26 protein-coding genes and 1 tRNA gene are annotated in these 26407 nt (G+C 31.4%); 21 read left to right on the top strand and 6 right to left on the bottom strand.

The window, feature by feature from the left end:
* The first annotated feature begins 53 nt into the window (after positions 1-53).
* Together ACIJYG_RS05240 and ACIJYG_RS05235 are read left to right on the top strand one after the other, a co-directional pair.
* A tRNA-Leu gene (locus ACIJYG_RS05240) sits at positions 54-139 on the top strand.
* 61 nt (positions 140-200) lie between these two features.
* Positions 201-1589 carry a dienelactone hydrolase family protein gene (locus ACIJYG_RS05235; protein WP_435095926.1) on the top strand — a complete coding sequence of 463 codons (1389 nt, stop codon included), beginning with the start codon at positions 201-203 and terminating at the stop codon, positions 1587-1589.
* A gap of 4 nt (positions 1590-1593) precedes the next feature.
* On the opposite strand, the gene ACIJYG_RS05230 is transcribed toward ACIJYG_RS05235, so the two are convergent.
* On the bottom strand, positions 1594-2484 hold the full coding sequence (locus tag ACIJYG_RS05230; RefSeq protein WP_435095923.1) for a YgfZ/GcvT domain-containing protein: 891 nt from the start codon (positions 2482-2484) through the stop codon (positions 1594-1596).
* A gap of 43 nt (positions 2485-2527) precedes the next feature.
* Between ACIJYG_RS05230 and ACIJYG_RS05225 the strand changes: the two genes are divergently transcribed.
* Entirely contained in the window at positions 2528-3835 is a 1308-nt protein-coding gene (locus ACIJYG_RS05225) for a dihydroorotase (RefSeq protein ID WP_435095920.1), read from the top strand.
* Here the strand turns inward: ACIJYG_RS05225 and ACIJYG_RS05220 are convergent.
* Both ACIJYG_RS05220 and ACIJYG_RS05215 read right to left on the bottom strand, forming a co-directional pair.
* Positions 3828-4160 carry a DMT family transporter gene (locus ACIJYG_RS05220; RefSeq protein WP_435087795.1) on the bottom strand — a complete coding sequence of 111 codons (333 nt, stop codon included), beginning with the start codon at positions 4158-4160 and terminating at the stop codon, positions 3828-3830. The genes ACIJYG_RS05225 and ACIJYG_RS05220 overlap by 8 nt on opposite strands.
* Entirely contained in the window at positions 4153-6054 is a 1902-nt protein-coding gene (locus ACIJYG_RS05215) for a propionyl-CoA synthetase (protein ID WP_435095917.1), read from the bottom strand. Before ACIJYG_RS05215 ends, ACIJYG_RS05220 begins: the two co-directional genes overlap by 8 nt.
* Positions 6055-6268: 214 nt before the next feature.
* Here ACIJYG_RS05215 and ACIJYG_RS05210 point away from each other — a divergent pair, with 214 nt between their 5' ends.
* The 6 genes from ACIJYG_RS05210 to ACIJYG_RS05185 all read left to right on the top strand — a co-directional run bounded on the left by ACIJYG_RS05210 (position 6269) and on the right by ACIJYG_RS05185 (position 10636).
* Positions 6269-7036, top strand: coding sequence for a bacteriorhodopsin-like (locus ACIJYG_RS05210; RefSeq protein WP_435095914.1), 768 nt, complete (start codon positions 6269-6271; stop codon positions 7034-7036).
* Between the two features lie 77 nt (positions 7037-7113).
* Positions 7114-8115 (top strand): fatty acid desaturase, encoded by a 1002-nt coding sequence (locus tag ACIJYG_RS05205; protein ID WP_435095911.1) that lies wholly within the window; start codon positions 7114-7116, stop codon positions 8113-8115.
* Between the two features lie 61 nt (positions 8116-8176).
* Positions 8177-8497, top strand: coding sequence for a 2Fe-2S iron-sulfur cluster-binding protein (locus ACIJYG_RS05200; RefSeq protein WP_435087789.1), 321 nt, complete (start codon positions 8177-8179; stop codon positions 8495-8497).
* Positions 8498-9514, top strand: a complete 1017-nt coding sequence (locus ACIJYG_RS05195; RefSeq protein WP_435095908.1) for an NAD(P)/FAD-dependent oxidoreductase — start codon at positions 8498-8500, stop codon at positions 9512-9514. It abuts the gene before it with no gap.
* Entirely contained in the window at positions 9511-10137 is a 627-nt protein-coding gene (locus ACIJYG_RS05190) for a glutathione S-transferase family protein (protein ID WP_435095905.1), read from the top strand. The genes ACIJYG_RS05195 and ACIJYG_RS05190 overlap by 4 nt, the downstream gene beginning before the upstream one ends.
* A gap of 52 nt (positions 10138-10189) precedes the next feature.
* Positions 10190-10636: an MOSC domain-containing protein gene (locus tag ACIJYG_RS05185; RefSeq protein ID WP_435087783.1), complete on the top strand. Its 447-nt coding sequence runs from the start codon at positions 10190-10192 to the stop codon at positions 10634-10636.
* A gap of 11 nt (positions 10637-10647) precedes the next feature.
* On the opposite strand, the gene ACIJYG_RS05180 is transcribed toward ACIJYG_RS05185, so the two are convergent.
* Complete coding sequence (locus ACIJYG_RS05180; protein WP_435087781.1) at positions 10648-11169, bottom strand: TraR/DksA family transcriptional regulator; 522 nt, start codon at positions 11167-11169, stop codon at positions 10648-10650.
* Between the two features lie 78 nt (positions 11170-11247).
* Here ACIJYG_RS05180 and ACIJYG_RS05175 point away from each other — a divergent pair, with 78 nt between their 5' ends.
* From ACIJYG_RS05175 to ACIJYG_RS05130, 10 genes are all read left to right on the top strand, one after another.
* The gene (locus tag ACIJYG_RS05175; RefSeq protein WP_435095902.1) at positions 11248-12570 is read left to right on the top strand and encodes a glycosyltransferase family 39 protein; all 1323 of its coding nucleotides are present in this window, start codon (positions 11248-11250) and stop codon (positions 12568-12570) included.
* Positions 12571-12572: 2 nt separating this feature from the next.
* Positions 12573-13445: a glycosyltransferase family 2 protein gene (locus tag ACIJYG_RS05170; protein WP_435095899.1), complete on the top strand. Its 873-nt coding sequence runs from the start codon at positions 12573-12575 to the stop codon at positions 13443-13445.
* Between the two features lie 2 nt (positions 13446-13447).
* Positions 13448-14893 (top strand): DUF1800 family protein, encoded by a 1446-nt coding sequence (locus ACIJYG_RS05165; RefSeq protein ID WP_435095896.1) that lies wholly within the window; start codon positions 13448-13450, stop codon positions 14891-14893.
* Positions 14890-16059: a DUF1501 domain-containing protein gene (locus tag ACIJYG_RS05160; protein WP_435095893.1), complete on the top strand. Its 1170-nt coding sequence runs from the start codon at positions 14890-14892 to the stop codon at positions 16057-16059. The genes ACIJYG_RS05165 and ACIJYG_RS05160 overlap by 4 nt, the downstream gene beginning before the upstream one ends.
* The gene (locus ACIJYG_RS05155; protein ID WP_435095890.1) at positions 16059-17201 is read left to right on the top strand and encodes a hypothetical protein; all 1143 of its coding nucleotides are present in this window, start codon (positions 16059-16061) and stop codon (positions 17199-17201) included. Before ACIJYG_RS05160 ends, ACIJYG_RS05155 begins: the two co-directional genes overlap by 1 nt.
* The gene (locus ACIJYG_RS05150) at positions 17202-18206 is read left to right on the top strand and encodes a heparin lyase I family protein (RefSeq protein ID WP_435095887.1); all 1005 of its coding nucleotides are present in this window, start codon (positions 17202-17204) and stop codon (positions 18204-18206) included.
* A gap of 292 nt (positions 18207-18498) precedes the next feature.
* Entirely contained in the window at positions 18499-19044 is a 546-nt protein-coding gene (locus ACIJYG_RS05145; RefSeq protein WP_435095884.1) for a hypothetical protein, read from the top strand.
* The gene (locus ACIJYG_RS05140; protein ID WP_435095882.1) at positions 19041-21551 is read left to right on the top strand and encodes a hypothetical protein; all 2511 of its coding nucleotides are present in this window, start codon (positions 19041-19043) and stop codon (positions 21549-21551) included. Before ACIJYG_RS05145 ends, ACIJYG_RS05140 begins: the two co-directional genes overlap by 4 nt.
* Before the next feature lie 17 nt (positions 21552-21568).
* Entirely contained in the window at positions 21569-22588 is a 1020-nt protein-coding gene (locus tag ACIJYG_RS05135; protein WP_435095880.1) for a hypothetical protein, read from the top strand.
* An 18-nt stretch (positions 22589-22606) separates the two neighbouring features.
* Positions 22607-24004: a hypothetical protein gene (locus ACIJYG_RS05130; RefSeq protein WP_435095878.1), complete on the top strand. Its 1398-nt coding sequence runs from the start codon at positions 22607-22609 to the stop codon at positions 24002-24004.
* Position 24005: 1 nt separating this feature from the next.
* Here ACIJYG_RS05130 and ACIJYG_RS05125 read toward each other — a convergent pair whose 3' ends face one another.
* Both ACIJYG_RS05125 and ACIJYG_RS05120 read right to left on the bottom strand, forming a co-directional pair.
* Positions 24006-25283, bottom strand: a complete 1278-nt coding sequence (locus ACIJYG_RS05125) for a Y-family DNA polymerase (protein ID WP_435095876.1) — start codon at positions 25281-25283, stop codon at positions 24006-24008.
* Positions 25261-25656, bottom strand: coding sequence for a LexA family protein (locus ACIJYG_RS05120; protein ID WP_435095874.1), 396 nt, complete (start codon positions 25654-25656; stop codon positions 25261-25263). The genes ACIJYG_RS05125 and ACIJYG_RS05120 overlap by 23 nt, the downstream gene beginning before the upstream one ends.
* A 170-nt stretch (positions 25657-25826) precedes the next feature.
* On the opposite strand from ACIJYG_RS05120, the gene ACIJYG_RS05115 reads away from it, so the two are divergent.
* Positions 25827-26024: a hypothetical protein gene (locus ACIJYG_RS05115; RefSeq protein WP_435095872.1), complete on the top strand. Its 198-nt coding sequence runs from the start codon at positions 25827-25829 to the stop codon at positions 26022-26024.
* A 14-nt stretch (positions 26025-26038) separates the two neighbouring features.
* Entirely contained in the window at positions 26039-26404 is a 366-nt protein-coding gene (locus ACIJYG_RS05110; RefSeq protein WP_435095870.1) for a GFA family protein, read from the top strand.
* Positions 26405-26407: the final 3 nt, after the last annotated feature.

Here is a 26407-nt window from a genome sequence, read left to right as displayed (position 1 = left end):
TGTTTTTTACCAATTTGAAAGTTGCTTGTCATTCATTTATTATGAGACATATTGCGGTCGTGCTGAAATTGGTAGACAGGCACGGTTGAGGGCCGTGTGGACCTAGTCCATGAGAGTTCGAGTCTCTCCGACCGCACCAAATTGTAAATCTGATCAAATTTTTGATAAAAATTTAGAAATAGCATAAGTTGCATTAGAACATGAGGAATATTTTTATTACAATATCTTTGATATTTTTCATTTTTGGCAATTCCCAAGCAAATGAAAAACATTTTTTACCAAACGGTTTTTACAAATTTTTATGGACGTACAAAGACAAAGATAAATCTGAATATCTAATTGCTGATACAGTTAAATTTAATGAAGGTAAATTGGAACATTTATACATACCTTGCCATAAAGGAATTAAGGGGAATTATAGAAAAAATTTTAAATATAAATTATCAAAAAATGGAAAAAAATTTTCGGTATCTGGTACAGTAAAACTTTGGGAAGATTTAAAAAATGCAAAGATAAATATTAAATTTGATAAAGATAAAATTGAAAATTTTGATATTACAAAAAGATCAGTAAAATCCTCTTCTCCGTATGGGGACTATGAAAAAGAAGAGGTTCAGCTTAAAATAATAAAAGTGGATAAATTCAAAGATAGTAAATTTATTTGTAGTAGTGAAATTGTAAAATTTGATAGTTTTTCACCCAAAACTGCTAAAGAAATGCTTGGGGGTTTAAAGAAGTTAAAAAAACAAAAAGTTTATGGTGATTTATATATTCCACAAACAAATAAAAAAAAAATTCCTTTGATTATTACCTTGCATCCATCCATGGGTTTTGTACCCAGTCATCATTTTGAATACTTTAATAATCTAGGTATAGCTATTCTTGATATTCAAACATTCAAATCCAGAGGAATTGAAAACCAATGGCACTATGAGGTATCTGAAGAGGCTGCGACTATAGATGCGTATGCTGCGCTTGATAATATAGTCAAAGACCGAAGAATTGATAAAAATAAGATAGCAGTAATGGGATTTAGCTATGGTGCAATGGCAGTAATAAATACTCATCAAAATTTTTTTATAGATATTATTAAACCAAAAAATAGGTTTATGACGCACATCGCTTATTACCCATTATGTTATTTACACAAAAACATTCAGACAACCAAAGCACCTCTTTATATTTTAGTTGGTGAAAAAGATAGATTAACACCTTATGAGTTTTGTGAGGACTATGTTAAAAAAATTAAAGAAAATAATGGAAATGTAGTGCTCAAGGTTTTTCCAGAAGCCACTCATCGATTTGATTGGAAAGAATTAAAAAGCCCAATAACAATGAAATCTTTTAGTGAGATGAAAAAAGAGTTTGTTTTAAGTAAGCTAGACTCATCATATCCAAGGTATGATATAGGGGAGGGTGTTTTTGATACAACTGAACCTAATGGATGGTCATATTTTTCTTTAAAAGATGAAAATTATAGAAAAAATTATTACGCAGAATGTTGTGATATTAAAAGCACTATAAAATATAACGATAAGGCTGCTACCGAGTCTCTTAATATTATAAAAAATATTTTTGGAGTGAAATAATTATTTAAGATTTTATCCAATTTGGTTTTTCAATCTTAATTATAGCGTTTTTTGTATTAAAATTAGCTTTTTCATTAAAATTTTCATTTAAGTATTTAATTAAAGCAAATGGATATTGTTTATCTATTAATACTTTGCCAATTTCATTATCATTATAATAAATACTTTCACCTTCATCTAACTCACCTTCAACAACATTTATTGGCAATAATCTTTTTGAAAGCTTATTTTTTAATTTAATTCTAGCTGTATTTTCTTGCCCAACATAGCAACCTTTTTTAAAATCAATTCCATTTAATTCTTCATAATTACATTCAATTCCAAATAATTTATTTTGTAATTTGTTTAAATCCTTTGGAACTATTCCAAGTTTATGACTAAATGAGTAATATTCATTCATATTTGCATCATGCAAGTCTAATTTCTTTAGAGATAAATAAAGTTTTTCTAAATTAATAATTAATCTTGCTCCTAAGTGTTTATTTCTTGGATCTAAAAAAATAGGATCTTCTCTATATTTTAAAGTAAACCCAGAAATATCTTTTGCTTCTTCAAAAGTTAGGAATTTTTCATGAGAAAAAGCAGCAACCACAAATTCATTACTAAGATTTAGAATTTCAACTTTTGATCTTAGTTTATAAATACTTAATTGCTTATATAATCCATCTACTTGAGATTTTTCACAATCAATTATGTAACCAGACTTGTGTTTAATTATTATAAACTCATATAAGAATTTACCTTGAGGAGACAACAAAGAAGAAAAGCAGCTATTATTTTGATTTACTTTATTAATGTCATTACTAATTAGATTTTGAAGAAACTCTTTTGTATCCTCGCCGTTTAAGTACAGAATGGCTCTGTCATCCAAAATATATACGTTTTTAATATTCATATTTGATTGATTGATGATTTTAATATAATTACTTTTTTCATAAATGTTAGATCTAATAATTAAAAACGGAAAATGTTATATTGATGGTGAATTGAAAGATGTAGATGTTGCCATTAAAGATGGTAAAATTCATCAAATTGGTCAAATTTCAGATGATGCCAAGGAAACAGTTAATGCGCAAGGCCAAACTGTTTTACCAGGATGTATAGATACTCAAACGCATTTTAGAGAACCAGGATCAACTGATACTGAAGATTTGCATTCTGGAAGTAGAGCTGCAATTGCCGGAGGAATTACCAGTGTATTTGAAATGCCTAACACTAATCCACCAACTTCTAATATGAAAGAATTTCAAAGAAAATTGGACCTCGCAAAAAATAGAATGTATTGCAATTATGCATTTTATTTTGGTGCAACTGCTGACAATGCAAATGATTTAGCAAGTTTAAAAGATTTAGAGGGTTGTTGTGGAATTAAACTTTTTGCAGGGTCTTCAACTGGAAACCTTTTGGTTGCGGAGGAAGATGATATTGATAAGGTTTTTCAAAATAGTTCAAAAGTTGTTGCGGTTCACTCTGAAGATGAAGCAATTTTAAATGTTAATAAAAAATTAATCAAAGATGGTGATGTTCATTCCCATCCTGTTTGGAGAAGTGCAGAATGCGCAATATCCTCAACAAGACGAATTGTTAGAATTGCAGAAAGACATAAGAAAAAAGCACATATTCTTCACATAACAACAAAAGAAGAGATTGATTTTTTATCTCAACATAAAGGCAATATTACTTTTGAGATAACTCCACAGCATTTAACAATTTATGCGCCAGATTGTTATGACAAACTTGGAACTTATGCTCAAATGAATCCTCCCTTAAGAGATAAATCTCATTATGATAGATTGTGGTATGGAGTTAGAAATAATTTTAATGATACAATAGGCTCAGATCACGCTCCGCATTTAAAAGCGAATAAAGAAAAAAATTATCCTAACTCACCATCTGGTATGCCTGGAGTTCAAACCTTAATGCCAGTTATGCTTAATCATGTTAACGATGGTAAGCTTTCTCTTAATCAACTAATGAATTTAGTATGTGAAAACCCAGTTAAGATTTTTGGAATTCAAAACAAAGGTTTTATTAAAGAAGGTTATGATGCTGATTTTACAATTGTCGATATGAATAAAACAATTGAAATTAAAAATGAAAATATTGAGAGTAAATGTGGCTGGACTCCTTTTAATGGATATAAATTTAAAGGAACTCCAACTTCAACTATCATTGCTGGAAAAATTAAAATGCAAGATGGTAAGATACTAGGTGATCCTGATGGAACACCTTTGAAATTTAGCTAAGCTTTACTGTAAAACTATTAACTAGAACAACTCCAATAACAATAAGGAACAATCCGCAAATGGCTTGCCAAGCTAGTGTTTGTTTAAAAAATATGTACCCAAGTATTGCTATTGTAAACACACCAAGTCCACTCCATGTTGCGTACACAATCGCTATTGGAAGTTTATCCATAACAAAAGTCATTAAATAGAATGAAGCAAGATAAAATATTGCAAGACAAACTGTTGGTATAACTTTTGTAAAATTTTGTGATACTGGCAATAACATTGTTCCAGCTACCTCACAAAATATTGCAATGGATAAAAAAAAATATGTTTTAATCATTATTTAGAATTTTGTTATCAATTAGGTCTTGCTTAATCTCGTCAAGGATTGAAGGATCATCAATTGTAGGAGGCACTTTATATTCAACACCATCAGCAATTTTTCTAATAGTTCCTCTTAAAATTTTACCAGATCTTGTTTTTGGTAATCTTTTAATAACAATTACAACTTTAAATGCTGCAACAGGTCCGATTTTATCTCTAACCATTTGCACACACTCTTTAGAAATTGTGTCATTATCTTTATCTACTCCAGATTTTAAAACAACAAGCCCAATAGGAAGTTGTCCTTTTAATTTATCTGCAATTCCAAGTACTGCACATTCAGCAACTGATTGATGTTCAGATAAAACTTCTTCGATAGCACCAGTTGATAGTCTATGACCTGCAACATTTATAATGTCATCTGTTCTAGACATAATCCAAATATAACCATCGTCATCAATGTGACCTGCGTCATAAGTTTGGTAATAACCCTCATAATTTGACATATAATTTTCTTTATATCTCTTATCTGCATTCCATAACGTTGGAAAAGTTCCTGGAGGTAGTGGAAGTTTAACCACGATATCACCCATTTCATTTGGTTTCGCTAAAGTTTGATCGGGTTTAATGATCTTAACATCATAACCAGGCACTGCTTTACAGGCTGAACCATATTTGGTTTCCATCATTTCAATTCCAGTGCAATTAGAGCTAATTGCCCAACTAGTTTCGGTTTGCCACCAATGATCAATTACAGGAACTTTTAATAAATTTTCTGCCCATTTAATTGTGTCTGGATCTGCTCTTTCTCCTGCAAGAAATAAGCTCTCAAAATTACTTAAATCATACTTTGAAAAAAACTTACCTTCAGGGTCTTCTTTTTTAATAGCTCTAAAAGCAGTAGGAGCTGTAAAAAGAGATTTAACTTTATAGTCAGATATAATTTTCCAAAAAGCTCCAGCATCAGGAGTGCCAACTGGTTTACCTTCAAATAATACTGTAGTGCAACCTTTAAATAATGGAGCATAAACAATATAAGAGTGTCCTACAATCCAACCAATATCACTTGCTGACCACCAAATATCATCGGTATCAATATTATAGATATTTTTCATAGTCCATTTTAGAGCAACTATGTGACCACCTATATCTCTGACTATTCCTTTTGGGGTTCCGGTTGTACCTGATGTATATAAAATATATGCAAGTTCATTTGAATTCATTTCAATACAATCAGCATTTGATACATTTGAAATAACTTCATCCCAACTGACTTCAATTGGACCATTTAATTTTACTTCATGACCTGGTCTTTGAAATAAAATCATTTTATTAATTTTATGATTAGCAAGTTTAACAGCTTCATCCACCAAAGGTTTGTATTCAACAGTTCTTCCAGGCTCAAAACCACATGAAGCTGTGACTAATAATTTTGCTTTACTGTCATCTATTCTGCTTGCAAGTTCGTTTGAAGCAAAGCCACCAAAGACCACTGAGTGTATTGCTCCAATCCTAGCACAAGCTAGCATTGCAATAACTGCTTCAGGAATCATTGGCATATAAATAATTACTCGATCCCCTTTAGTAACTCCTTGTGCAGTTAGTGCTCCTGCAAATTTTGAAACTTTTGATCTTAGTTCTTCGTATGAGAATTGACTTTTGTTTCCTGTAATTGGACTATCATAGATAAGAGCAGTTTTTTTTCCTCTACCTTGATCAATATGGATGTCTAAAGCATTGTAACAAGTGTTGGTCACACCATCTTCAAACCATTTATAAAAGGGAGGATTAGATTTATTTAAAATTTTACTAGGTTTTTTAAACCAAAAAATATCATTAGATGCTTCTTGCCAAAATTTTTCAGGATTATTTATAGATTGTTCGTAAATTTTTTGAAATTTCTCTGACATAATTTTTGATTCGAATTCTTATTTATTGTTGGTTTTTAAATCACAAATAGTATTTAATTTTAAAAAATAAGTAAAATCAATGTAAATTAACAGTAATTAACTCTTCATAAATCTAAATTTATTTGCTATTTAACCGAAATCTTTGTTCGAGAAAACTCGAACTTAGTTTATATAAACTAAACAAATAAAAACTAACTAAAGAGGGAGTTTTTTTATGAAAAAACTTAAATTGTTTGCTCTTACAGCTGTTGCCCTAATGGGTGTTACAGGTGTAGCAAACGCTGAGACCGTTATGTTAGCTCAAGATGATTTCGTAGGTATTTCATTTTGGTTAGTATCAATGGCTTGTTTAGCTGCTACTGTATTCTTTTTCTTAGAAAGAAGTTCGGTTCCAGCTGCATGGAGAGTTTCAATGACGGTTGCTGGTCTAGTAACTGGTATTGCATTCGTACACTACATGTACATGAGAGATGTATGGATCATGACTGGTGATTCACCAACTGTTTACAGATACATTGACTGGTTAATTACAGTTCCATTACTAATGTTAGAATTCTATTTTGTTCTATCAGCAGTAAACAAAGCAGATTCAGGAATTTTCTGGAGATTGATGCTTGGTACATTGGTAATGCTAGTAGGTGGATACTTAGGAGAAGCAGGATATATCAACGCTACACTTGGTTTCATTATCGGTATGGCTGGTTGGGTATACATTCTTTATGAAGTATTCTCAGGTGAAGCAGGTAAAAGAGCGGCGAAAAGTGGTAACAAAGCACTTGTAACTGCTTTTGGTGCAATGAGAATGATCGTTACAGTAGGTTGGGCTATTTACCCATTAGGTTACATTTTTGGTTACCTAACAGGTGGAGTAGATGCTAACTCACTTAACGTGATTTACAACGCAGCTGACTTTTTGAACAAGATCGCTTTTGGTCTAATCATTTGGGCAGCAGCAATGCAACAACCTGGTAGAGCTAAGTAGTTTTACTTAAAAGTTTAAATTAAGGGGCAGGTACAATTTTGTACTTGCCCTTTTTTTTGCCTGCAATAATTTAAGCTATGGAAGTTAATCTAGACAAATGGCACAAGTGTAAAGTCGATATTGAAGTTCTTAAAGAGCTTTCAAAAAAATCTGACATAAAAGGTTTACAACATATCTCTCTTTTTTTTGGTTTATTAATTTTAACTGGAAGTTTGGCGTATTTAACTTGGGGAACCTGGTGGTCGGTGTTTTGGTTTTTAGTGTATGGAAACATCTATTCATTTTCAAATCCATTGTGGCATGAGACGGGTCATAAAACTGCCTTTCAATCAAAATTTTTAAATGAAATTTTTTATTATATTTCATCTTATATGGCTAATTTTGAACCAATCAGATGGAGATACACTCATTTTGTTCATCATGGCAATACTTATTCAACTGAAAATCCTTTTGATCATGAAATTGAATATGGAAACAATTTAAAAGAAACTCCAAAAGGATTAATTATAAATATAATTCCGTTTTTAGATTTAATATTTTTTAAAAAACATATTTCATATGAAATTATTCAACATGCATTTGGAGTTAAAACAAAAGTAATGGAAGACTGTATTCCTGAAAAAGCACAAGTAAAAGTAATTTTTAGTTCAAGAATTTATGTTGCAATTTGGTTGTTAATTATTTTATGGTCAATACTAGCGTCATCTTGGCTACCGATGCTTTATTTTTTATTACCACAATTTTATGGAAAAACTTTACACAAACTTGTTGCATTTACTCAACATGCGGGACTTGCAAGAAATGTTAAAGATCACAGATTTTCATCAAGAGAAATGTATCTAAATCCAATATTAAGCTTTTTATATTGGAAAATGGAATTCCATTTGACACATCATATGTTTCCAACAGTCCCATCATATAACTTAGATAAACTTCACCACCATATAAAAGATCAATTGCCTAAACCAAATAATGGACTGATAGACGCATACAAAGAAATAATTCCAGCATTGATTAAACAGAAAGAAGATGCGAGTTATTTTATAAGAAAAGACATACCTCAATTACAAAATGTCTGAAAATAGACTAAGTATGATTTTACTCACTTGTTCTATCTAAATAAAAACCTATATATAGCCCATGGCAAAAATTACATATAATACTCACGACAGCAAAACACACACAATCGATGTTCAAAATGGATTAACAGTAATGGAGGGTGCAGTTCAAAATGATATTCCAGGAATTGATGCTGATTGTGGAGGTGGAATGGCGTGTGCAACATGTCATGTATATGTAAATGAAGAGTGGAAAGATAAACTTCCAGCTAAAGAAGATGGTGAAGAAGATATGTTGGATATGGCTTTTGAGCCAAAACAAAATAGCAGATTAAGTTGTCAGCTAATTGTTTCAGATGAATTAGATGGTCTAGTTGTAAACATTCCATCAAAACAAGGTTAGATGAATAAAACAGATGCATTAATAATTGGAGCAGGTCCAACAGGGCTTTTTACTGCTCATCAATTAAAATTAATTGGTCTTAACTGTGAGATTGTTGATAACCTAGATAAAATTGGAGGGCAATGTATTGAGCTTTATCCGGATAAACCAATATATGATATTCCAGCAGTTCCTGAATGTACGGGAGAAGAGTTAACAAATAATTTAATAAACCAAATTAAAACTTTTAATATACCTATTCATTTAAATGAAAGAGTGGATGAAGTTAAAAAAGAAAACAATAACTGGTTGGTAAAAACAAACGCTGGAAAAACTTTTATTACACCAAACGTAATTATTGCTGGTGGTGTTGGCTCTTTTGAGCCAAGAAAATTTGCACCAAAAGAGTGTGAAAAATATGAAAATCAATCAATTTTATATTCTGTAAAAGATAAAAAGGTATTTGAGGGAAAAACAGTCTCTATTTTTGGAGGTGGAGATAGTGCATTAGATTGGACCGTTGAGTTATCAAAAACTTCTAAAGTAAATTTAATACACAGAAGAGATGATTTTAGAGGTGCACAATCAACGGTAGATAAAGTACAGGAGCTTGCAAAATCAGGCGCAATCAATCTTTACACAAAATATCAGTTAGCAAATGTTAGTGGTGAAAAAAGTTTGGATAGTATTGGTATCAAACATGATGATGGTGAAATCAAAACTTTTAAGACTGATTATGTTTTAGGTTTTTTTGGATTGATAATGCAGTTAGGTCCTATTGCAAATTGGGGACTTAATATTGATAAAAAAACTATTGAAGTTGATACAGAAAAATTTGAAACCAACAAAAAAGGTATTTATGCTGTTGGAGATATATGTAATTACCCTGGAAAGTTAAAACTTATTTTGTCAGGTTTTCATGAAGGAGCATTAGCTGCTAGAGCTTGTTTTAAATTAGCTCGACCCGATGAAAAGTATAGATTTGAATTTACTACTTCGTCTAAAACTATAAAAAATAGACTTGGTGTTAAAGAGTGATAGAACTTTTTACAGCTGACACCCCAAATGGTAAAAAAATTTCTATTATGCTTGAAGAGATTGGTTACGATTATAAAGTAACAAAAATAGACATAAGTAAAGATGAGCAATTTAAACCAGAGTTTGTAAAGTTAAGTCCTTTTAGTAAAATTCCAGTAATTACCGACCATGATAACAATGAAAGTATTTTCGAGTCTGGAGCTATTCTAATGTATCTAGGAGAAAAAAGTGGAAAGCTTTATGATCAACAAGATAGATTAAAAATTAATCAATGGTTGATGGCTCAAATGGGAACCATTGGACCCATGATAGGTCAACACCATCAATTTCATCACTACAATCCTGGCAAGAGTGAATTTGGTGAAGAGAGATACTTTAAAATTGCAAAGAGAATATATCAAGAATTAGATAATAGATTGAAAGAGTCAAAATTTCTTGCAGGAGTAAAGTATACAATTGCTGATATTGCAACTTTCCCTTGGTTTGCGAGACATGAGTGGCATGATATTGGATTAAAGAATTACAAAAATTTATCTAGATGGTATCTTGAGATATCAAACCGTGATGCAGTTATAAAAGGGTACGATCTTTTAAAAGATGGTTCAAAAATTCCAAGCCTTTAAATCCCATTGTTTGCTTGTTTTCATTTAAGATTTAAATTAACCTCATTTAAATATGTCTGAAGTTTATAAATTAGGAATTTCAATTAAAAATAATCAACCAATAAATGAAGTAAATTCAATTGAAGTCCTGACTAATCAAGGTGTTGTAGGAGATAGACATTTTAAAGAATTTAATGACCCATATAATCAATTATCTTTAATCGAGTCTGAAAATATTGATTATTACAATTTTAAATATAGTTTAAATATTCCCTATATAGATTTCAGAAGAAATGTTGTTACTAAAGGAATTCAATTGAATGATTTAGTGGGTAAAAAAATTTTGGTTGGAAATGTAGAAGTTGAAGGCATTGATTTGTGTCGTCCATGTAGGCATTTAACAGAAGTTCTTGGACAGGATAACATTTTAAAAGAGTTTTTAAGAAGAGGTGGTCTAAGATGTCAAGTGCTTACCTCTTCTAGTATCAAAATAGGTGATAAAATAAAGGTGCTAGATTAATTTAAAGTTAATTAATCATCTGCATGAACTTTTTCATTTTTCTCATGCTTTTCTTGTGCGGCAATAGTGTATTTTGCAACAGGTCTTGCTATTAACCTTTTTAATCCGATTGGTTCTGCGGTATCTAAGCAGTAACCATAAATATCTTCTCTAATTCTAGCCAAAGCTTTATCAATTTCAGATATTAACTTGATTTGTCTATTAATAGCTTTCATCTCTACATTTTTATCAGTGTATGAACTTGCTTGATCCACAACATCAGCAGAAATACTATTATCGTCCATACTTCCAAAGTAAAGCGCCTCATTATTGGCTTTAACTAAATCTTTTTTCCATTCTGTTAATCTCATTCTGAAAAACACCTTATGTTTTTCGCACATATATTTTTCAGTATCTTTTGGCACGTAAGTTTTTGAAATTTTTATTGGAGCCTTAGCTGCAACTTTAGGTTTGGCCGCAACTTTTGTTTTTGGTTTAACAGCTTTTGATTTAGGCTTAGAAACTTTTTTTATAGTTTTAGTAGTCTTTGGCATTGTTTAAATTTGAATTTTCGCAGTATATTTAGCAAATTAGAGGTGTCAAGCAAGCTGAATTGTTATAAATATTTATAAATGACCAATAACAACAGAAATATAAATAATATTTTTTATATTTTCGTTATATCGCATCTAATATTTTGGACTTTGGTTCCATCTATAACTAATCACAATTTACCACTGGATACTATAGAAGCATTAGCTTGGGGAAGTAATTTAGATTGGGGATTTAACAAACATCCACCAATGAGTGCCTTTTTTCCAGAAGTTTTTTATCAAATTTTTGGCTCTCAAGATTGGGCTTATTATTTGCTTAGTCAAATTTTTGTACTTATTTCTTTTTATTACGTATTTAAATTTTCTAAAGAAATTTTTAACAATAATTTATTAGGTTTAATTTCAGTTTTACTTATTGAAGCTATCTATTTCTATAATTTTACAACTCCTGAATTTAATGTGAATGTTTGCCAACTCCCATTTTGGTCAGCCACAGTTTATTATTCATGGAAAATTTATAATAGCAAAGAGGTAAAATTTTCTGATTGTTTTTTAGTTGGATTGTTTGCAGCCTTTGGTTTTTTATCCAAATATCTATTTGTTTATCTACTAGCTTCAATAGATCTATTATTCATGTATTTAATTTTTATAAAGAAAGATAGAAAATTTGATTTTAAATATTTAATAACACTAGAAGTATTTTTGATAATTTTAGTGCCTCATTTAATCTGGCTTAATAACAATGAATTTATTACAATAACATATGGACTTGCAAGAACTGGATTAGAGCAATCTAGTGTATTTGACCATATTAAATTTCCATTTATTTTTTTGACAAAACAAATCGGATTACTAATTCCATTTTTAGTTTTGGTTTGGTTGTTAGTAAAAAAAATAAAATTTAAATTTAATTTTAAAGATAAGAAGCTACTTTTTTTATTATTTATTAATATTCTTCCCATCATATTAATGTTTTTAACTTCAGTAGTTACTGGTTCTAAAATTAGAACAATGTGGATGACACCGTTTTATTTATTTTTTGGAACTTTATTTGTTTATTTATTTCAAGCTCAAATAAACTTCAAAAAGCTAAAACCATTCATGGTTGGATTTATTTTTCTATTCTTTTTATCTCCAATATTTTATGCATATGTCTCATTATCAAAAGAAGATAAAAGGACTGATTATCCTGGTAAAGGAATTGCCTTAAAAACACAGTATGCTTGGGATCAGCAGTTTAATACTAAGATAAACGTAGTTTATGGAAACGAATGGAATGCTGGCAATTTATCATATCATCTTCAATCAAGACCTGTTTGGGAAGGAATTATTGCAAGAGAAAAACTTGATCAATTGAAAGACTATATGTGTCTTGATAATGTTTGTGTTGGCTCAAGATAAATATGAAAAAGTATATAATTCTAATCCCAATTTATAATGATAGAGAAAGTTTAACTAAGTTAATTGAAGATATTAACTCAGAAGCTAAAAGTCTTAATGCTGAGATATCAGTTATTATTATTAACGACGCATCTTCTCAACAGATAATCGATAAGTATCAAAATACTGGAAATATTAATTCAATTGAAATTATAAATATGAAAGAAAACAGAGGTCATGCAAGATGTATTGCTTCTGGACTTAAATATATTTTTGAAAAAAAAGAATTTGATTATGTAATACCCATGGATGGAGATGGTGAAGACAGACCTGAAGAAATAAAAAATTTTATACAACTCACAGAGCAAACAAAAGATAAAAGTATAACTGGTGAAAGAGTAAAAAGATCTGAAAGTTTAATATTTAAAACATGCTATCAGGCACATAAAATTTTAACTTTAGTTTTTACCAATCAATCTATTAAATTTGGCAACTTTACTTGTTTGTCAAAATCAACAGTTGAAAAAATGATTAATGAAAAAGCAACTTGGAATAGTTTTTCAGGATCATTAAAAAAAGTAGAAAAAGACTTATTATCAATACCTTCAATTAGAGGAAATAGGTATTTTGGACCATCAAAGATGAGTTTTTTTAATTTACTAAAACATTCTTTATCAATAATTAGTGTTTTTAGAAAAACGGTTCTAATTCGTTCAGCATTATTTATAGTTTTTTATATTCTTTTAATAAAAAGTAATGCTTCTATTATCACTTCACTACCACTAGTTTTATTATTGATAATGATTTATTCGATTTCTAATCTAGCTCTAAGAGAAAATATGAGTGAATTTGACAAATCACTAGAAAACATAAATAATATTAATATAGTTAAATAGTTATGAAAAGCTTTTTTAGAAAAGTTGGTTTTGGTCTGAAACCTGGAGAGAAAGCTCCATCTGATCCGCTATCTTGGGCTCAAAAACAAGTTGAAACAATACCTGAATTAAATTGGAAGGGTAAATATATTTTTTCTGAAAAAGAAATGAGAAAACATTGGATCAAACAAAGAGTTACTGAAGAAACAACTTTTAAAAAAAAATACAAAAATGATCCAGAAGGATTAAGAATAGCTGAAAAGAAACTTGAAGATGATAGTGGGGCAAAATTTTGGCCTAATAACGAAATTTGTATCAGACATGCAGAAGCGGTAAGAAGCGATAACCCTGTACTTGCTAAACTTTGGTATTTTTGGACCAATCATTTTACAATAAGTGACACTCAAAGGTTACCAAGCTTTTCAACAGGAGCTTATCAAAGAGAATTCATAAGAGCTAACATGGACAAAACTTTTGAAACTATGGCTATCGAAGGAACTATTGCATGGCCGATGATAATGCATCTAGATAATAAAGATAATATTGGACCAAAATCTATAAGTGGAAAAGAAGATTGGCGTAAGAAAGAAAATGAACCTGCAACAATAAATGAAAATCATGCTAGAGAATTAATGGAACTTCATACGGTTTCACCAAAGGCTGGTTATACTCAAGAAGATGTCATGGGACTTGCATGCATAATGACGGGCTGGAGACCAAAGTGGACAAAATCAAAAGATCAAGGAACAGATATTAGATTTATGTCAAAGCGACATGAGCCAGGAAAAAAATATGTTTTTGGTAAAGAGTATAAAGCAGGAAAAAAAAGTTTAAAGATTGTTATCAAAGATTTAGTAAATCATCCTTCATGTAGAAAATTTATCGCAACAAAACTCTGCAGATATCTAATCACTGACAAACCAACAGAAGAAATGATTACTCCAATTATTAAAGCATGGGAAAAATCAGATGGATATCTGCCTGAAGTCCATAAGGCTGCTATTAAAGTTGCGTTTGAATATAATGATAAATATCAAAAATTTCAAAACCCTGAAAATTGGTGGCTACAAACAATTAATATGTCAGGTGCCACATACGCATATCCAATACCAGAAAAGAAGATGGATAAGTTTGAATTAGGTTATTTAATTAGTCAAGAGTTGAGAGAACCTGATCGGTTGTTAGAAGATATAGGGTATCATCCATATAGATCCAAACAACCAAATGGATATTCAGATTTATCAAGTGATTGGTTGTCTACTGAATTGATAATAAGAAGATTAATGTATGCTAAAAAAGCCTTCCACACCTACAAAATTAAAGACCAACTAGATGATAGTATTCATGAAAAAATCATTCGAACAAATTTTGATAACCCAGATAAAATTTTAAAGATAGTTTCAAAAGCTAAAAGTAATGAAGAAAAGCATATGATTTTATTTAATTTACCAGAGGTATTAAGAGCATGAAGATATCAAGAAGAGATTTTTTAAAAGGCTCAGCTACAACTTTATTTTTAGCAGGATTTAATCTTCCAGCTTTAGCTTCATCATCAAGGAAAAAGAACTTAGTGGTAATTATGTTACGTGGAGGTATGGACGGTCTTTGTGCGGTACCTATAATTGGTGATAAAAATTTTGAAAAAAGACGAAAAAATATCTTAATTGAAGATACGATAAAACTTAATTCTGATTTTGCTTTGCATCCAAGATTAATAGGATTTAATAAATGTTGGAATGATAATACAGGATCAATAGTTCATGCAACTAGTATTCCCTACACGCAAAGATCACATTTTGAAGGCCAAAATTTAATGGAAACGGGTGGAAGAATTGCCTACCAAGAAAAAACAGGATGGGTTGGAAGAGCAATGAAGCTAGCGAAACTACAAGGTGATGGATTAGCACTATCATTACCAATGCCGCTACTATTAAGAGGTATTCCAAAAAATAATAACTATTTTCCAGCAGATGGAAAACTTCCACAGAAAGACACTTTGGATCTTTTAAGATCAGTTTATGCCGAAAGCTCAGAAGATGAGCTTTACGAGATGATGGACTTCATTAAAAAAAGAAAAGATGAACAAATGATGGGCGGCGGTTCCTATCGTCGTGGAAAAAGAAAAAATAAAAATCTTGCAAGACAAGCAGCTACATATTTGAGAAAATCAGATGGTCCAAGAGTAGCAGTGTTTGAAGTTAATGGTTTTGATACTCACGCAGCACAAGGTGGAGTGGATGGCACTCATACAAAATGTTTAGTTGAAATGGATGAAATTATTAATAATCTGAAGGATAATCTTCAGGAAGCTTACAAAGATACAATTATTTTAACAGTGACTGAGTTTGGAAGAACCATAAAACAAAATGGTGGAAATGGAACTGAGCATGGATATGGAACCGCAATATTTATGGCAGGGGGTTTATTAAAGAAAAGCCAAGTTCATACAGATTGGCCAGGTTTAAAGAAAAAAGAATTATATCAAGGCAGAGATCTTAACGCTACGATTGATGCAAGGTCAGTTTATGCATCAGCAATGTCCACTGTATTTGATTTAGATTTCAAACGTATCCAAAAAGATGTGTTCTGGGGTGAAGATTTACAAAATCTTTCTGATAAGCTGTTTAAAGCTTAATGAAAAAATTCTTATTAGTTACTTTTATATTAATTCTTTCAACATCAGCTCATGCAAATAAAAGTAAAAATACTTGGGATTATCCACTTATAGATTATGAAGGTTGGGTAGTTAAAGGATCAGAAAATCACTACAAGTTTAAATCAAATTTAAGACAACATAAGAATGTTTTAAAAGAATTTAAAAATAATAAAAACACTGGAATAATTAGTTACCTACTGTTTGAAAATGATCAAATAGTAATTGATGAATCTGACATACCATATTCTGTTCAAGGGGATAAAATCATTGATGGCATGTTGCCATCACATTCGATGGGGAAAAGTTTAGTTTCTTATGTAACAGGGCATGCCATTTGTGAAGGTTATATTGATAACATAAATGTAAAATTAAATGATTGGCCTTTAATTCAAAATACACTTTACGAAGACTCTATATTACTTGATCTTTTAAATATGAAAGGTGGAGATCAAAAATGGGTTGGTGAAAGAAGAAATGTTGGTTCTGACAATAGGATCAAAGGTGAAAAAAAAGAAGAAAATGTAAATGTCATTGGTCTTGTAAAGGTAATGAATAAATATTTAAGAGGTACAGAAAAAAGTAAATTAATTTATAATTATAGTGCTCTGACTACTAATGTGATTATGAATTACGTGAAATTCAAAGCTGGAGAGGATTGGGACAAATTATTACATAAAGTATTTAATGAACATGTTGCAGTTAAAAATAATGTTCAATTTCAGAAATCTAGAAAATATTTAAAATATGAAGATTTTGTTTCTGCAAGATATTCTTTTTATGCAAATAGATATGATTACCTAAGAATTGCTAAAACTATGATGGATGATTGGCACAATGATACTTGTGCTGGAAAATATTTAAAAACTATTTATGAAAATAGAGTTCAAAAAAAAGATAAGACAAAAAAAGCAACTGATGTCGGTCTTTATACAAAATCATATGGTGGTCAAATCCATTTCGATATTTTTGGAATTGATAAGAAAAGAAAAATTTTAGGACTGAGTGGATTTGCAGGTCAGCAAATATTAATTGATTTGGATAATAGAAGAATAATAGTAGTTAGTTCATTATATAGAAACTACAATTGGAAAAAAATTGTTCATTCAGTAATAAAAGGTTAATTGAAAAAAATTTTAATCACTCTTCTATCCCTTCTTTTGCTTCCATCACTTTCTTACGCTGGAAAATGGCACACAAATATGAAAAAACAAGAGAAGGAAGATTTTGGACGTTATGTTTTGAAAGCTCAGTCAAAAAATAAAATGGTTTTCAATACCAGAAATGCTCCAAATAAAAATGGTCTTTACAAATTTTTTGATAAATTTGAAGATCATATGGGTGTTGCAGAGCAAGGAATTGAATTTAATTTAAAGTATTCAAACAAGGGACACAAACATGATTGGAATAGATGGGGTAAACCAGGTCACGCTCAGAGATTTCAAATTATGGAACCTTACAAACATACTACAAAAAAAGGTAAAACTAAGTGGTATAGAGTAGGCTACTTTGTTCCAAAAGACATAAGAACAGATGAGCATACTATTTCTTTGTTTGATTTTAAAAAACTTTATGGCAAAGGTGAACGGACACATGATGCCTCATTAAATATAGTAAAAAATAATTTTACTTGGTCTTTCAATTCACCAAATTATGGCTCTAAAAAAAATGAAACTGGAGGAGAATATTATTATTTTGATAGTTATACTGTAGTCCTTGATCCTGATTTCTCTTCACTAAAAGGTAAGTGGGTTAATATTTTAATAAATGTGAAATGGGCCAAAAAAGGTTTTTTGCATTTTTGGATAGATGGCAAGTTAAGAACAAGTTATTTTGGTGATACAATGGTAGGTGCATCAAGTGCAAGATTTAAGTTTGGTCCTTATAGACATCATATGGATGAAGCTACCGATGCTGGATTAAAAATACCTGATACAGTTATTCGATACTCAAATGTGGGCAAAGCAGATAGTTGTGATGATTTATGGAGTGGGTGTTCCGACATAATAAGTCAACTGTCTGATAAATCTCAAGTACATGGTGCAAAAAATGTTGCTTTATGTGGAGGAGTGCCAGGAAAATCATTTTGTAAGGATTTAAATTATTCACAAAATCAAAGACCTTTTTAATTTTTTCCATAATCAAAAATTAATTAATTTTCTACACGTAAAAATTGAATATTAATTTCATTTATATCATATTTAAACAAAAATTAACTATGTCTATAAAGGATAATAAGTAGTAGGATTTTTCTTATGAATGGTTTCTTAGCCAGGCCCAGTTAAATTTAAAACTGTATCATTAGTAATAAAAATTTTAATTGTTTTAACTTTTATAATTTTTTCTTCATCAAATTTAGAAGCTGCAAAAAAAAAAGATAAAGAAGAGAAAGATTGTATCTATTGCAAAAAATATGAAACAATGTCTGATTGGCCTGAAAACGAAAGACCAGAAGCATTTATCTATGAAAAAATAGATTACCCAGAAAAAATGTTTCATAAAAATAATAAAACAAGCAAGCAAAAACAAGGGGCTGCAGGAAAAAAAGTATATGCTAGATTTGTAAAAGGAAAATCAAGTCTCAATAAATATCAACATCATATGATTAGAGATATGGCTTACTTCGAGGCCTTATTTAATGAAATGCTTAATGATAAAAAAGCAAAGGTTGAAACTTTAGAAGGTTTAAAAAAAGGAAGAGAGGCAATGAGAATGAGTTTAAATATTTCTCCAAAAGCCAAATCATCAGAAGCAATTTTAAAATTCTGGGCAACAGGTAAAATGCTTAATGCTGCTCACAAAAAAAATAAAAAAAAGAAGAAAAAAAAAGTAAAAGAATTAACACCTGAAATTGCTGAACGTGCAGCAGTACTAGCTAATTTAAAAAAACAAATTGCAACAGCAAAAGTTAATGCTCAAAGAGCAGCAACCATTAAAGCACAAGAAAAAATTGAGGAAGTTAAATGATGATTAGAAAAATTATTATAAAAAGTTTAATTATATCCTTACTATTTTTGAATATGGTTGCGAAAGCAAATGATATTACTTCTATGTCAGGAATTTCTGAAGCAGCAGGTAGTTCGGCTCAAGCAGCAGCCGATCAATTAACTTCTGATGCAGGAAAAGTTGCTGAAAATATTGCAGGAGCTACAGAAGCGTTGGGTGAGGCTAAAAGTGATATCGGTAAAGCTTTAGATGTTTCAATAGCGCAAGCTGAAAGTGCAATGTCATTTGCAACAGAAAGTTTAGCTAAAGGAGATATTACTTCTGCAGTTCAAGCAATGTCACTAGTTGAAGGTGTAACTGATATGGCTTTAGGGGCTATTCCTGATCCAACAGCTTTAGATATGACAGGAATAGATTTTGCAAAAGATTTTTCTCCAGCAGAAATGGCAGCTTTATCAAGTATAGCAGGACAAATGGGAGCTGGAAAAGTTGTAGCTATGCAAAAAATGGCAGGGCAAATGAATGCGCTAGGTGCAGCAGGGTTTGATGCAAAAGGTATGATGGGATCTCTTGATGCTCAAGGAATTGGAATGGGAGCTGCGATGGAAGGACTTGCTAACGCAGGAATGGTTGACATGGAAGCTGTTACTGGGTCAGCTAATTTTGACATGGAAAATTTTGATGCAGGAAATTTTGCATCCATGAATGTTGCAGAAATGGGAATGAAGCCTGCAATGATGGCTGGAGCATTAGAAGCTTTACCAGTTGGAGCAGCAACAGCAGCTCTTGAAACTTTGGCGGCTAATCCAGAAGCTATGGGACAAATGGGTAAGACTATGACAGGTGCTATAGTTGCAACGATGAGTGCAAAAGGCATGGGTAAAGATATGATGAAAAGCATGGAAGGCAATATTGGCATGCAAGGAATGGCAAATATGGCTGATGGCATGAAGGGCATTGAAGGAATGAAAGAAATAGGAAAAGCAATGGCTGATATGGGAATGGAAGGTATGGCTAAATCATTATCGACTGCTTTTGCAAATCCAGAGGTAGGCATTACTGGTGCTATGTCAGGAACTGTAGGAATGATTAGCCAGGCTATATCTGGAAAATCTCCTAAAGAAAAAAATGCACTCCAAAAAGGAGCAGAGATGAAAGGCTCTTTTGCAAATAATATGGCGGAGGCAGGACCACAAGCTTTAGATATGCCAGAAAATATTAGCGAGTCAGGAATGATGATGGGAGCAATGGTTATGGCAAAACCATCTTTAGCAGGAGGTTTGCCAGGCGCAATGGCACCACCTGAAGGTATGACAGCAATGGGTATGACTGCAGCAGGAGTAATTGGCGTTGAAGCTGGTGCAGGTATGACAGGTATGGCTGGAGTTATGGGTGAAGCTATGAACTCAGCAGAAATGGGAAAAACTATGTCAGGAATGACTGGAATGGATTTAGGTGCAATGAATAAATTAGGAATGGCTCAAATGGCAGCACAAACAGGTTTAACCCCAGGAATGGTAGCTAGCATGGGTGCAGCCGGAATGGCAGGAATGGATATTACATCAGTTATGTCAACTAATGTTGCAGGATTAGGAAGTCAAGCAATACAAGGAATGGCAGAAATGGCTGCTGGAGGAACTATGGGTGCTGGTATGATGGGTGACATGATGGAAGTAGGTTTAGTTAATCAAGGTACAATGGCTGCAATGGGAGAAAATGGAATGAAAGGTTTAAGTGGAGCCATGGGTATGGAAGGTGGCGATATGGGATTAGCAGCAATGAGTGGAGGAATGGTTGGAATGGGTGCAATGGATTTAAATGCTCAAATGAATCCAGAAATGGCAGCTAGTATGGGTTTAGCTGGAGGACCACAAGGAGCTAAACTTGGAGATTTAATGGGAGATCCAAAAGGAATGGATGGAGCTATGATGAAAGGTGGAATGAATTTAGGCCAAGTTTCTGCTGCAATGGGAACAGGTATTGATCCTGGAAAAGCGATGGGATCAGTTGCTGGTGCAGCAATGGCAGCTAATGAGGCAGGATCAGGATTAGCAGGTGCAGCAATGGGCGCAGCAATGTCAGCTCAAGGAGCTGCAGCTTCAGCTATGGGTTCTCATGCAATGGGAGCTGCAATGGGAGTTGGTGGAATGGGTAAAGGTGCCATGGGTGAAGCCATGGGTGGAGCTATGAAAGAAGGTATGGGCGGTGCAATGGGTGGAGCCATGGCAGGTGCTATGGCAGGAGGACCTGCAGGACCAGAAATGGGTGAAGCTATGGGTGGTATGGGTAATCCAGGTGGAGCTATGGGAGATCCAGGTGGAGCTTTAGGTGGAGCCATGGGTGATCCAGGCGGTGCAATGGGTGGAGCCATGGGAGATATTGGTGGAGCAGTTGAAGGTGCAATGGGTGGAGAAGGTGCCCCTGGCGGACCAGGCGGACCAGGTGGACCAGGCGGACCAGGCGGACCAGGCGGACCAGGTGATCCAGGTGGACCAGGTGGTCCAGGCGGACCAGGTGATCCAAAATAAAAAAATAACATTACAAAATGAAAAATAAAATTATTTTTTTTAATATTTTAATTTTTTTAATTTTTTCATTAAAATTTTCTTACGCCGAGTCAAGATTTGGTGAATTAACAGAAATGCGCGATGAAAGAATGAGAGGAAAAGATGGTCAATGGGTACGACCACATCCAGGACCCTTTGTATGGAATAAAATTGAAAGGAAGCAAGGAATTTTTTCCTGGGATGAAGCTGATGCACAAGTTGTTTATGCTCAAGAACATAATCAAACAATCATAGCAACTATTTGGCCATACTCTAATTGGGAACAAAAATCTTGTAAAAGAAAAAAAACAAGAAGTCCTTTTGGTAAACATTTTTCAAAGTATTTGAGTAAACCTTGTTCAATGGATAATTATAAAAATTTTCTTTTAGCATTGGTAGATCGTTATGATGGAGATGGTAATAATGATATGCAAGGATTAACTAAGCCAATTATATATTGGGAGATAATGAATGAACCAGAATTTAAGATGTTCTTTAAAGGAAAGAAAGATGAGTTTATAGAAATTTTTAATTTTTCTTCAAAAATTATTAAAGACAAACAAAAAGACTCTATAATAGTTATGGCGGGTGCTGCTGGAATGTTTCCAGAAAATGAAAAATTTTGGAAATATGCTTTACCAAAAATAAAAGACAATTTTGATATTGCTAATATTCATCACATAAGTACTCCTGATGGAAAATGTGATAAAGAATTTTGGGTTGATGAATTTGCTTCTCTTCTAATGACTGTAAATATTAATAAACCTATTTGGGTTACAGAAGCCATGACCTGTGGACCGCCAGTTAAAGCATATATAAATGCTTTTTTAAATGGAGCAGAGGTTATTGTTGATGTTGGTATTAATGCACCAGGTAAAAAGATGAGTAAAAAAGGAAGAAAAAACTTAAATGAATTTATTTCTAATTATGATGGTTTTTCATCTTTAAGACGTGTCTCAAAAACAGAAGTAGAATTTCAATATAAAGATGGCTCTAAAAAAACTTTGCAAATTAAATAAAGAAACTAAAAATAAACTATGAAAAAGATTATATTTTTAATAGTTTTATCTTTTTTTTGGATTAATCATCTGCATGCAAATGATAATTTTATAGATCAATTTAACGATTGGCTAACTAAAAACGGTCATTATGGTTATGTAAATAATGATGAAGTACCTAAAATTTGCAAAGAAGAAAAACGATACTCTCATTTATGGTATTATAATAAATGTGATCAAATCAAATCAGGAAATACTTTAGATATCAAATTTTATAAATCATCAGAAATACCTTGGGGTGTAAATCCTAATAAAGATACTTTGCTTTATTATTTATTTAGATACCTAGAAGTAGAAAATAAATTTGACCGTGCTGGATCTAAAGGTTCAGAAAATCCTTATAAATTTAATATAGAATTAAGAGATGATAAAATTTCAAAATACATCAAAAAACATATGCAAAAAACAGCTTTGCTTAGTTATTTACTTTTTGAAGATAATAAAATTACAATAGATGAAATTTCACCAAAAGATCGACTCGGAATTTTGTATAATAACGACACCCAGTTTACTAGTGCATCAGTGGGAAAAAGCATAGTTTCTTATGTTACAGGCCATGCAATATGCAAGGGATATATCAATGGTGTTGATCATAGATTAAATGATTGGCCATTATTAGAAAATACACTCTTTTATGATCAAAAATTAATCAATCTTTTAAATATGGCTGCAGGTCATCAAAAGTATGCTGATTTTGACTTAAAAACAAATAAATATCATAAAAATGCAAACTCAAATACCGTTGAATTTCACTTGAAGAAGGGAGTTTTTAAAAACTCAAAAAAGTCAAAAAGCAAATATCAATACACCAATTTTCTTAGCAACCTTTTAATTAACTATGTTTGGTTTAAATCTGAAGGTAAATTTCAAGATTTACTAGATGAAATATTTGTTGATAAAGCAAAAATTAACAATGATGTATGGTTTTTAAAAATGAACGATAGAACTATCAAAATGAATAATAGAAATAATACTATCTTAAAAGAATATGAAGTGAAAGATGAAGATGGTCCTTTAAGATATTCATTTAGAGCTTCAAGGTATGATTATCTGAGAATAGCTAAAGCAATGTTAGATGATTGGCAAAATGATACCTGTGTTGGAAAATATTTAAAAAAAATTCATAAACTAAGAATTCCTATGAATAATAAATGGAAAGATGACAAAACGTCTTCATTAAATCCAAAATCATATGCAGGAAAGTTTTATACAAATTATACAGGAATGAAAAAAAGAAATGTAATGGGTATGAATGGTTTTGGTGGTCAACATATAATGATAGATTTTGATTTAGGAAGAATTGTTGTGATTAATTCAATGCATACAGACTACAATTGGAAAAAAATAGCTCACTCAGTTATTAAAAAAGGTAAATAAATCAAGCTCTAATCGTTGGAAGACTAAAAAAATCAGCTGTGTCTATTTTAGAAGAATATTCTCTTTTCATATTCCATCTTTTTTGAACACCAGCACTTGCAACACTTAGAGTAGATCTCCCGTATCTGTGATTAGTGTTATCAATAGACCTCATTAAACTGCTTATTTTCTCATCTTTTTCAGATGAAAATAGGTTTGTTTTATCATTGGCGTTCGATAGTCCCGTTAGCATGACACCTGCTTTTTGATATTGGTAACCATTTTTAAATATACTCTCAAGTATGGTAACTGCAGTTTTAACTACTTCGATACTATTATTTGTTGCAATTGGAAAATCAATTGTCTTTGCATTCGAGTAATATCCATAATTTCTTTGAAAAGGGCTCGTTCTAACAAATACTGTAATTGCTTTTGCAACTAACGACTCTGATCTTATTTTCTCAGATGCATTTAAACAATAATTTGCAACTGCTTCTTTTAATTCTTGAAATTTTTCAACTCTTTTCCCAAACGATCTTGAGACAACACAACTTTTTCTTTTTGTAGTAGTTGTTTCCAAATTAATACAAGGAATTCCTTTAAGTTCCATTGCAGTTCTTGAGCCCAAAACATTAGAAGATTTCTTAATCCAGCTGTTAGATTTATTCTTAAGTTGCTTTGCATTATAAACTCCATTTTTATTATAAAATTTTGTTAATTGTTTGCCAACACCCCAGACATCATTAATTTCAATTTTTTCAAGCACAGGATCCAAGTTATTAATTCCAATTAGACTAGTAACTCCTGATTGCTTTTTCTTTGCAATTTGATTTGCAATTTTACTCAAGGTTTTTGTTTTAGCAATTCCAATACTAGTTGGGATACCAGTCCATTGTAAAACTGTTTCCCTAATCTCTTTTCCAATTTTTTCCACATCTTGATCTGGAAAATTTGATAAATCCAAGAATGCCTCATCAATAGAATAAATTTCCATATCTGAATTAAATCTTTTAAGAGTTCGCATTACTCTTCTGGATAAATCTCCGTACAAAGAATAATTAGACGAGAAAACTTCTACTTTATTTTTGATAATAATATCTTTTGCTTTAAAATAAGGCTCACCCATTTTAATCCCTAAAGTTTTTGCTTCAGTAGATCTTGAAATAATACAACCATCGTTATTAGATAAAACTACAACAGGTTTTCTTCTTATTTTAGGATTGAATAATCTTTCACAAGAAACATAAAAAGAATTACAATCAACTAATGCTATTTTTTTAGTACATAGAATGGATGACATAAGTTACAACTCCCCAGATAAAAATATCTTGTTCTTCATTAATTAAAATTCTGTCAGTAAACTCCTTGGATCCTGACGTTAAAAATTTCTTATCTCTTTCTTGAACTAAGCTTTTAACCACAAGTTCGTCATGAACATTAGCAATCACTGTTGAAAAGTTTTTTGGTTTCAAACTTTTATCGACAACCAATAAATCTCCATCATTAATTCCAACATCCACCATTGATTTACCTTGCACCCTGATAATGAAAGTTGCTGGAACATTTCTTATTAAATGCATATTAAGATCAATATCTTCTTCGATATAATCAGTTGCAGGAGATGGAAAACCAGCACCTGCTTTATGTAGATAATAAGGGATAGTTAGTTTCATGTTCTTGTTTTGTTCTACTTTATAGACTATTTATACAATACACTCAAGGGGTTGTATTTTGAGTCTGTAACTGAATCAAAAGTGAATCAAAACGTGAACATCTGAAACCACATTTTGTGCTATTGTGGATAACTTCAACCAGAGATAGTTTAAACTTAAAAAACAAACAAATGATCTGCATTAAAACTGAAATACCAAAAGAGTTAAATAATATAGATGATGAGTTAAAAGCTATTTATCATAGCACAGATACGGTTTGTTTTTATATATTCAAAACAAGAGAATTGAGAAACGAATTTATAGAAAAAACTAAAGGGATGAATAAAGATAGTAGAGAACAAATTTATAAAGAGTATCAATTAAATTAGGTTAGGAAAGTTATATGAAATTAAATTGTCATTGTGGAGCTGTTGAAGCTGAAATTAATGTTCCAATTAATGAATTAGCAAAAATAGTAAAATGTAATTGTTCAATTTGTAAAAGAAAAAGTGCAACTATGGGTATGGTTAAAAATGAAGATTTTAAAATTACCAAGGGAGAAGACAAATTAAAGCTTTACCAATTTCACACAAAAGTTGCTAAACATTATTTTTGTTCTGAATGTGGAATTTACACCCATCACAATCCAAGAAGTAATACTGCGATGACTGGATTTAATTTAGGATGTGTTGATGAGGTCGATGTAGCAAACTTAAAAGATATAACTTTGATAGATGGAAAGAACCATCCAATGGATCAGAAAAAATAATAA

It is taken from the genome of Candidatus Pelagibacter bacterium nBUS_27 (assembly GCF_051200985.1).
In the GTDB taxonomy this organism is placed as follows: Bacteria; Pseudomonadota; Alphaproteobacteria; order Pelagibacterales; family Pelagibacteraceae; genus Pelagibacter.
The sequence above is the reverse complement of the archived record's forward strand: the minus strand, read 5'-3'. Positions and strand labels throughout refer to the sequence as shown.

Coding starts and splice junctions, on each gene's coding strand:
- ACIJYG_RS05235 (WP_435095926.1), top strand. CDS start 201: ATGAGGAATATTTTTATTACAATATCTTTGATATTTTTCATTTTTGGC.
- ACIJYG_RS05230 (WP_435095923.1), bottom strand. CDS start 2,484: ATGAATATTAAAAACGTATATATTTTGGATGACAGAGCCATTCTGTAC.
- ACIJYG_RS05225 (WP_435095920.1), top strand. CDS start 2,528: ATGTTAGATCTAATAATTAAAAACGGAAAATGTTATATTGATGGTGAA.
- ACIJYG_RS05220 (WP_435087795.1), bottom strand. CDS start 4,160: ATGATTAAAACATATTTTTTTTTATCCATTGCAATATTTTGTGAGGTA.
- ACIJYG_RS05215 (WP_435095917.1), bottom strand. CDS start 6,054: ATGTCAGAGAAATTTCAAAAAATTTACGAACAATCTATAAATAATCCT.
- ACIJYG_RS05210 (WP_435095914.1), top strand. CDS start 6,269: ATGAAAAAACTTAAATTGTTTGCTCTTACAGCTGTTGCCCTAATGGGT.
- ACIJYG_RS05205 (WP_435095911.1), top strand. CDS start 7,114: ATGGAAGTTAATCTAGACAAATGGCACAAGTGTAAAGTCGATATTGAA.
- ACIJYG_RS05200 (WP_435087789.1), top strand. CDS start 8,177: ATGGCAAAAATTACATATAATACTCACGACAGCAAAACACACACAATC.
- ACIJYG_RS05195 (WP_435095908.1), top strand. CDS start 8,498: ATGAATAAAACAGATGCATTAATAATTGGAGCAGGTCCAACAGGGCTT.
- ACIJYG_RS05185 (WP_435087783.1), top strand. CDS start 10,190: ATGTCTGAAGTTTATAAATTAGGAATTTCAATTAAAAATAATCAACCA.
- ACIJYG_RS05180 (WP_435087781.1), bottom strand. CDS start 11,169: ATGCCAAAGACTACTAAAACTATAAAAAAAGTTTCTAAGCCTAAATCA.
- ACIJYG_RS05175 (WP_435095902.1), top strand. CDS start 11,248: ATGACCAATAACAACAGAAATATAAATAATATTTTTTATATTTTCGTT.
- ACIJYG_RS05170 (WP_435095899.1), top strand. CDS start 12,573: ATGAAAAAGTATATAATTCTAATCCCAATTTATAATGATAGAGAAAGT.
- ACIJYG_RS05165 (WP_435095896.1), top strand. CDS start 13,448: ATGAAAAGCTTTTTTAGAAAAGTTGGTTTTGGTCTGAAACCTGGAGAG.
- ACIJYG_RS05160 (WP_435095893.1), top strand. CDS start 14,890: ATGAAGATATCAAGAAGAGATTTTTTAAAAGGCTCAGCTACAACTTTA.
- ACIJYG_RS05155 (WP_435095890.1), top strand. CDS start 16,059: ATGAAAAAATTCTTATTAGTTACTTTTATATTAATTCTTTCAACATCA.
- ACIJYG_RS05145 (WP_435095884.1), top strand. CDS start 18,499: ATGTCTGATTGGCCTGAAAACGAAAGACCAGAAGCATTTATCTATGAA.
- ACIJYG_RS05140 (WP_435095882.1), top strand. CDS start 19,041: ATGATGATTAGAAAAATTATTATAAAAAGTTTAATTATATCCTTACTA.
- ACIJYG_RS05135 (WP_435095880.1), top strand. CDS start 21,569: ATGAAAAATAAAATTATTTTTTTTAATATTTTAATTTTTTTAATTTTT.
- ACIJYG_RS05130 (WP_435095878.1), top strand. CDS start 22,607: ATGAAAAAGATTATATTTTTAATAGTTTTATCTTTTTTTTGGATTAAT.
- ACIJYG_RS05125 (WP_435095876.1), bottom strand. CDS start 25,283: ATGTCATCCATTCTATGTACTAAAAAAATAGCATTAGTTGATTGTAAT.
- ACIJYG_RS05120 (WP_435095874.1), bottom strand. CDS start 25,656: ATGAAACTAACTATCCCTTATTATCTACATAAAGCAGGTGCTGGTTTT.
- ACIJYG_RS05115 (WP_435095872.1), top strand. CDS start 25,827: ATGATCTGCATTAAAACTGAAATACCAAAAGAGTTAAATAATATAGAT.
- ACIJYG_RS05110 (WP_435095870.1), top strand. CDS start 26,039: ATGAAATTAAATTGTCATTGTGGAGCTGTTGAAGCTGAAATTAATGTT.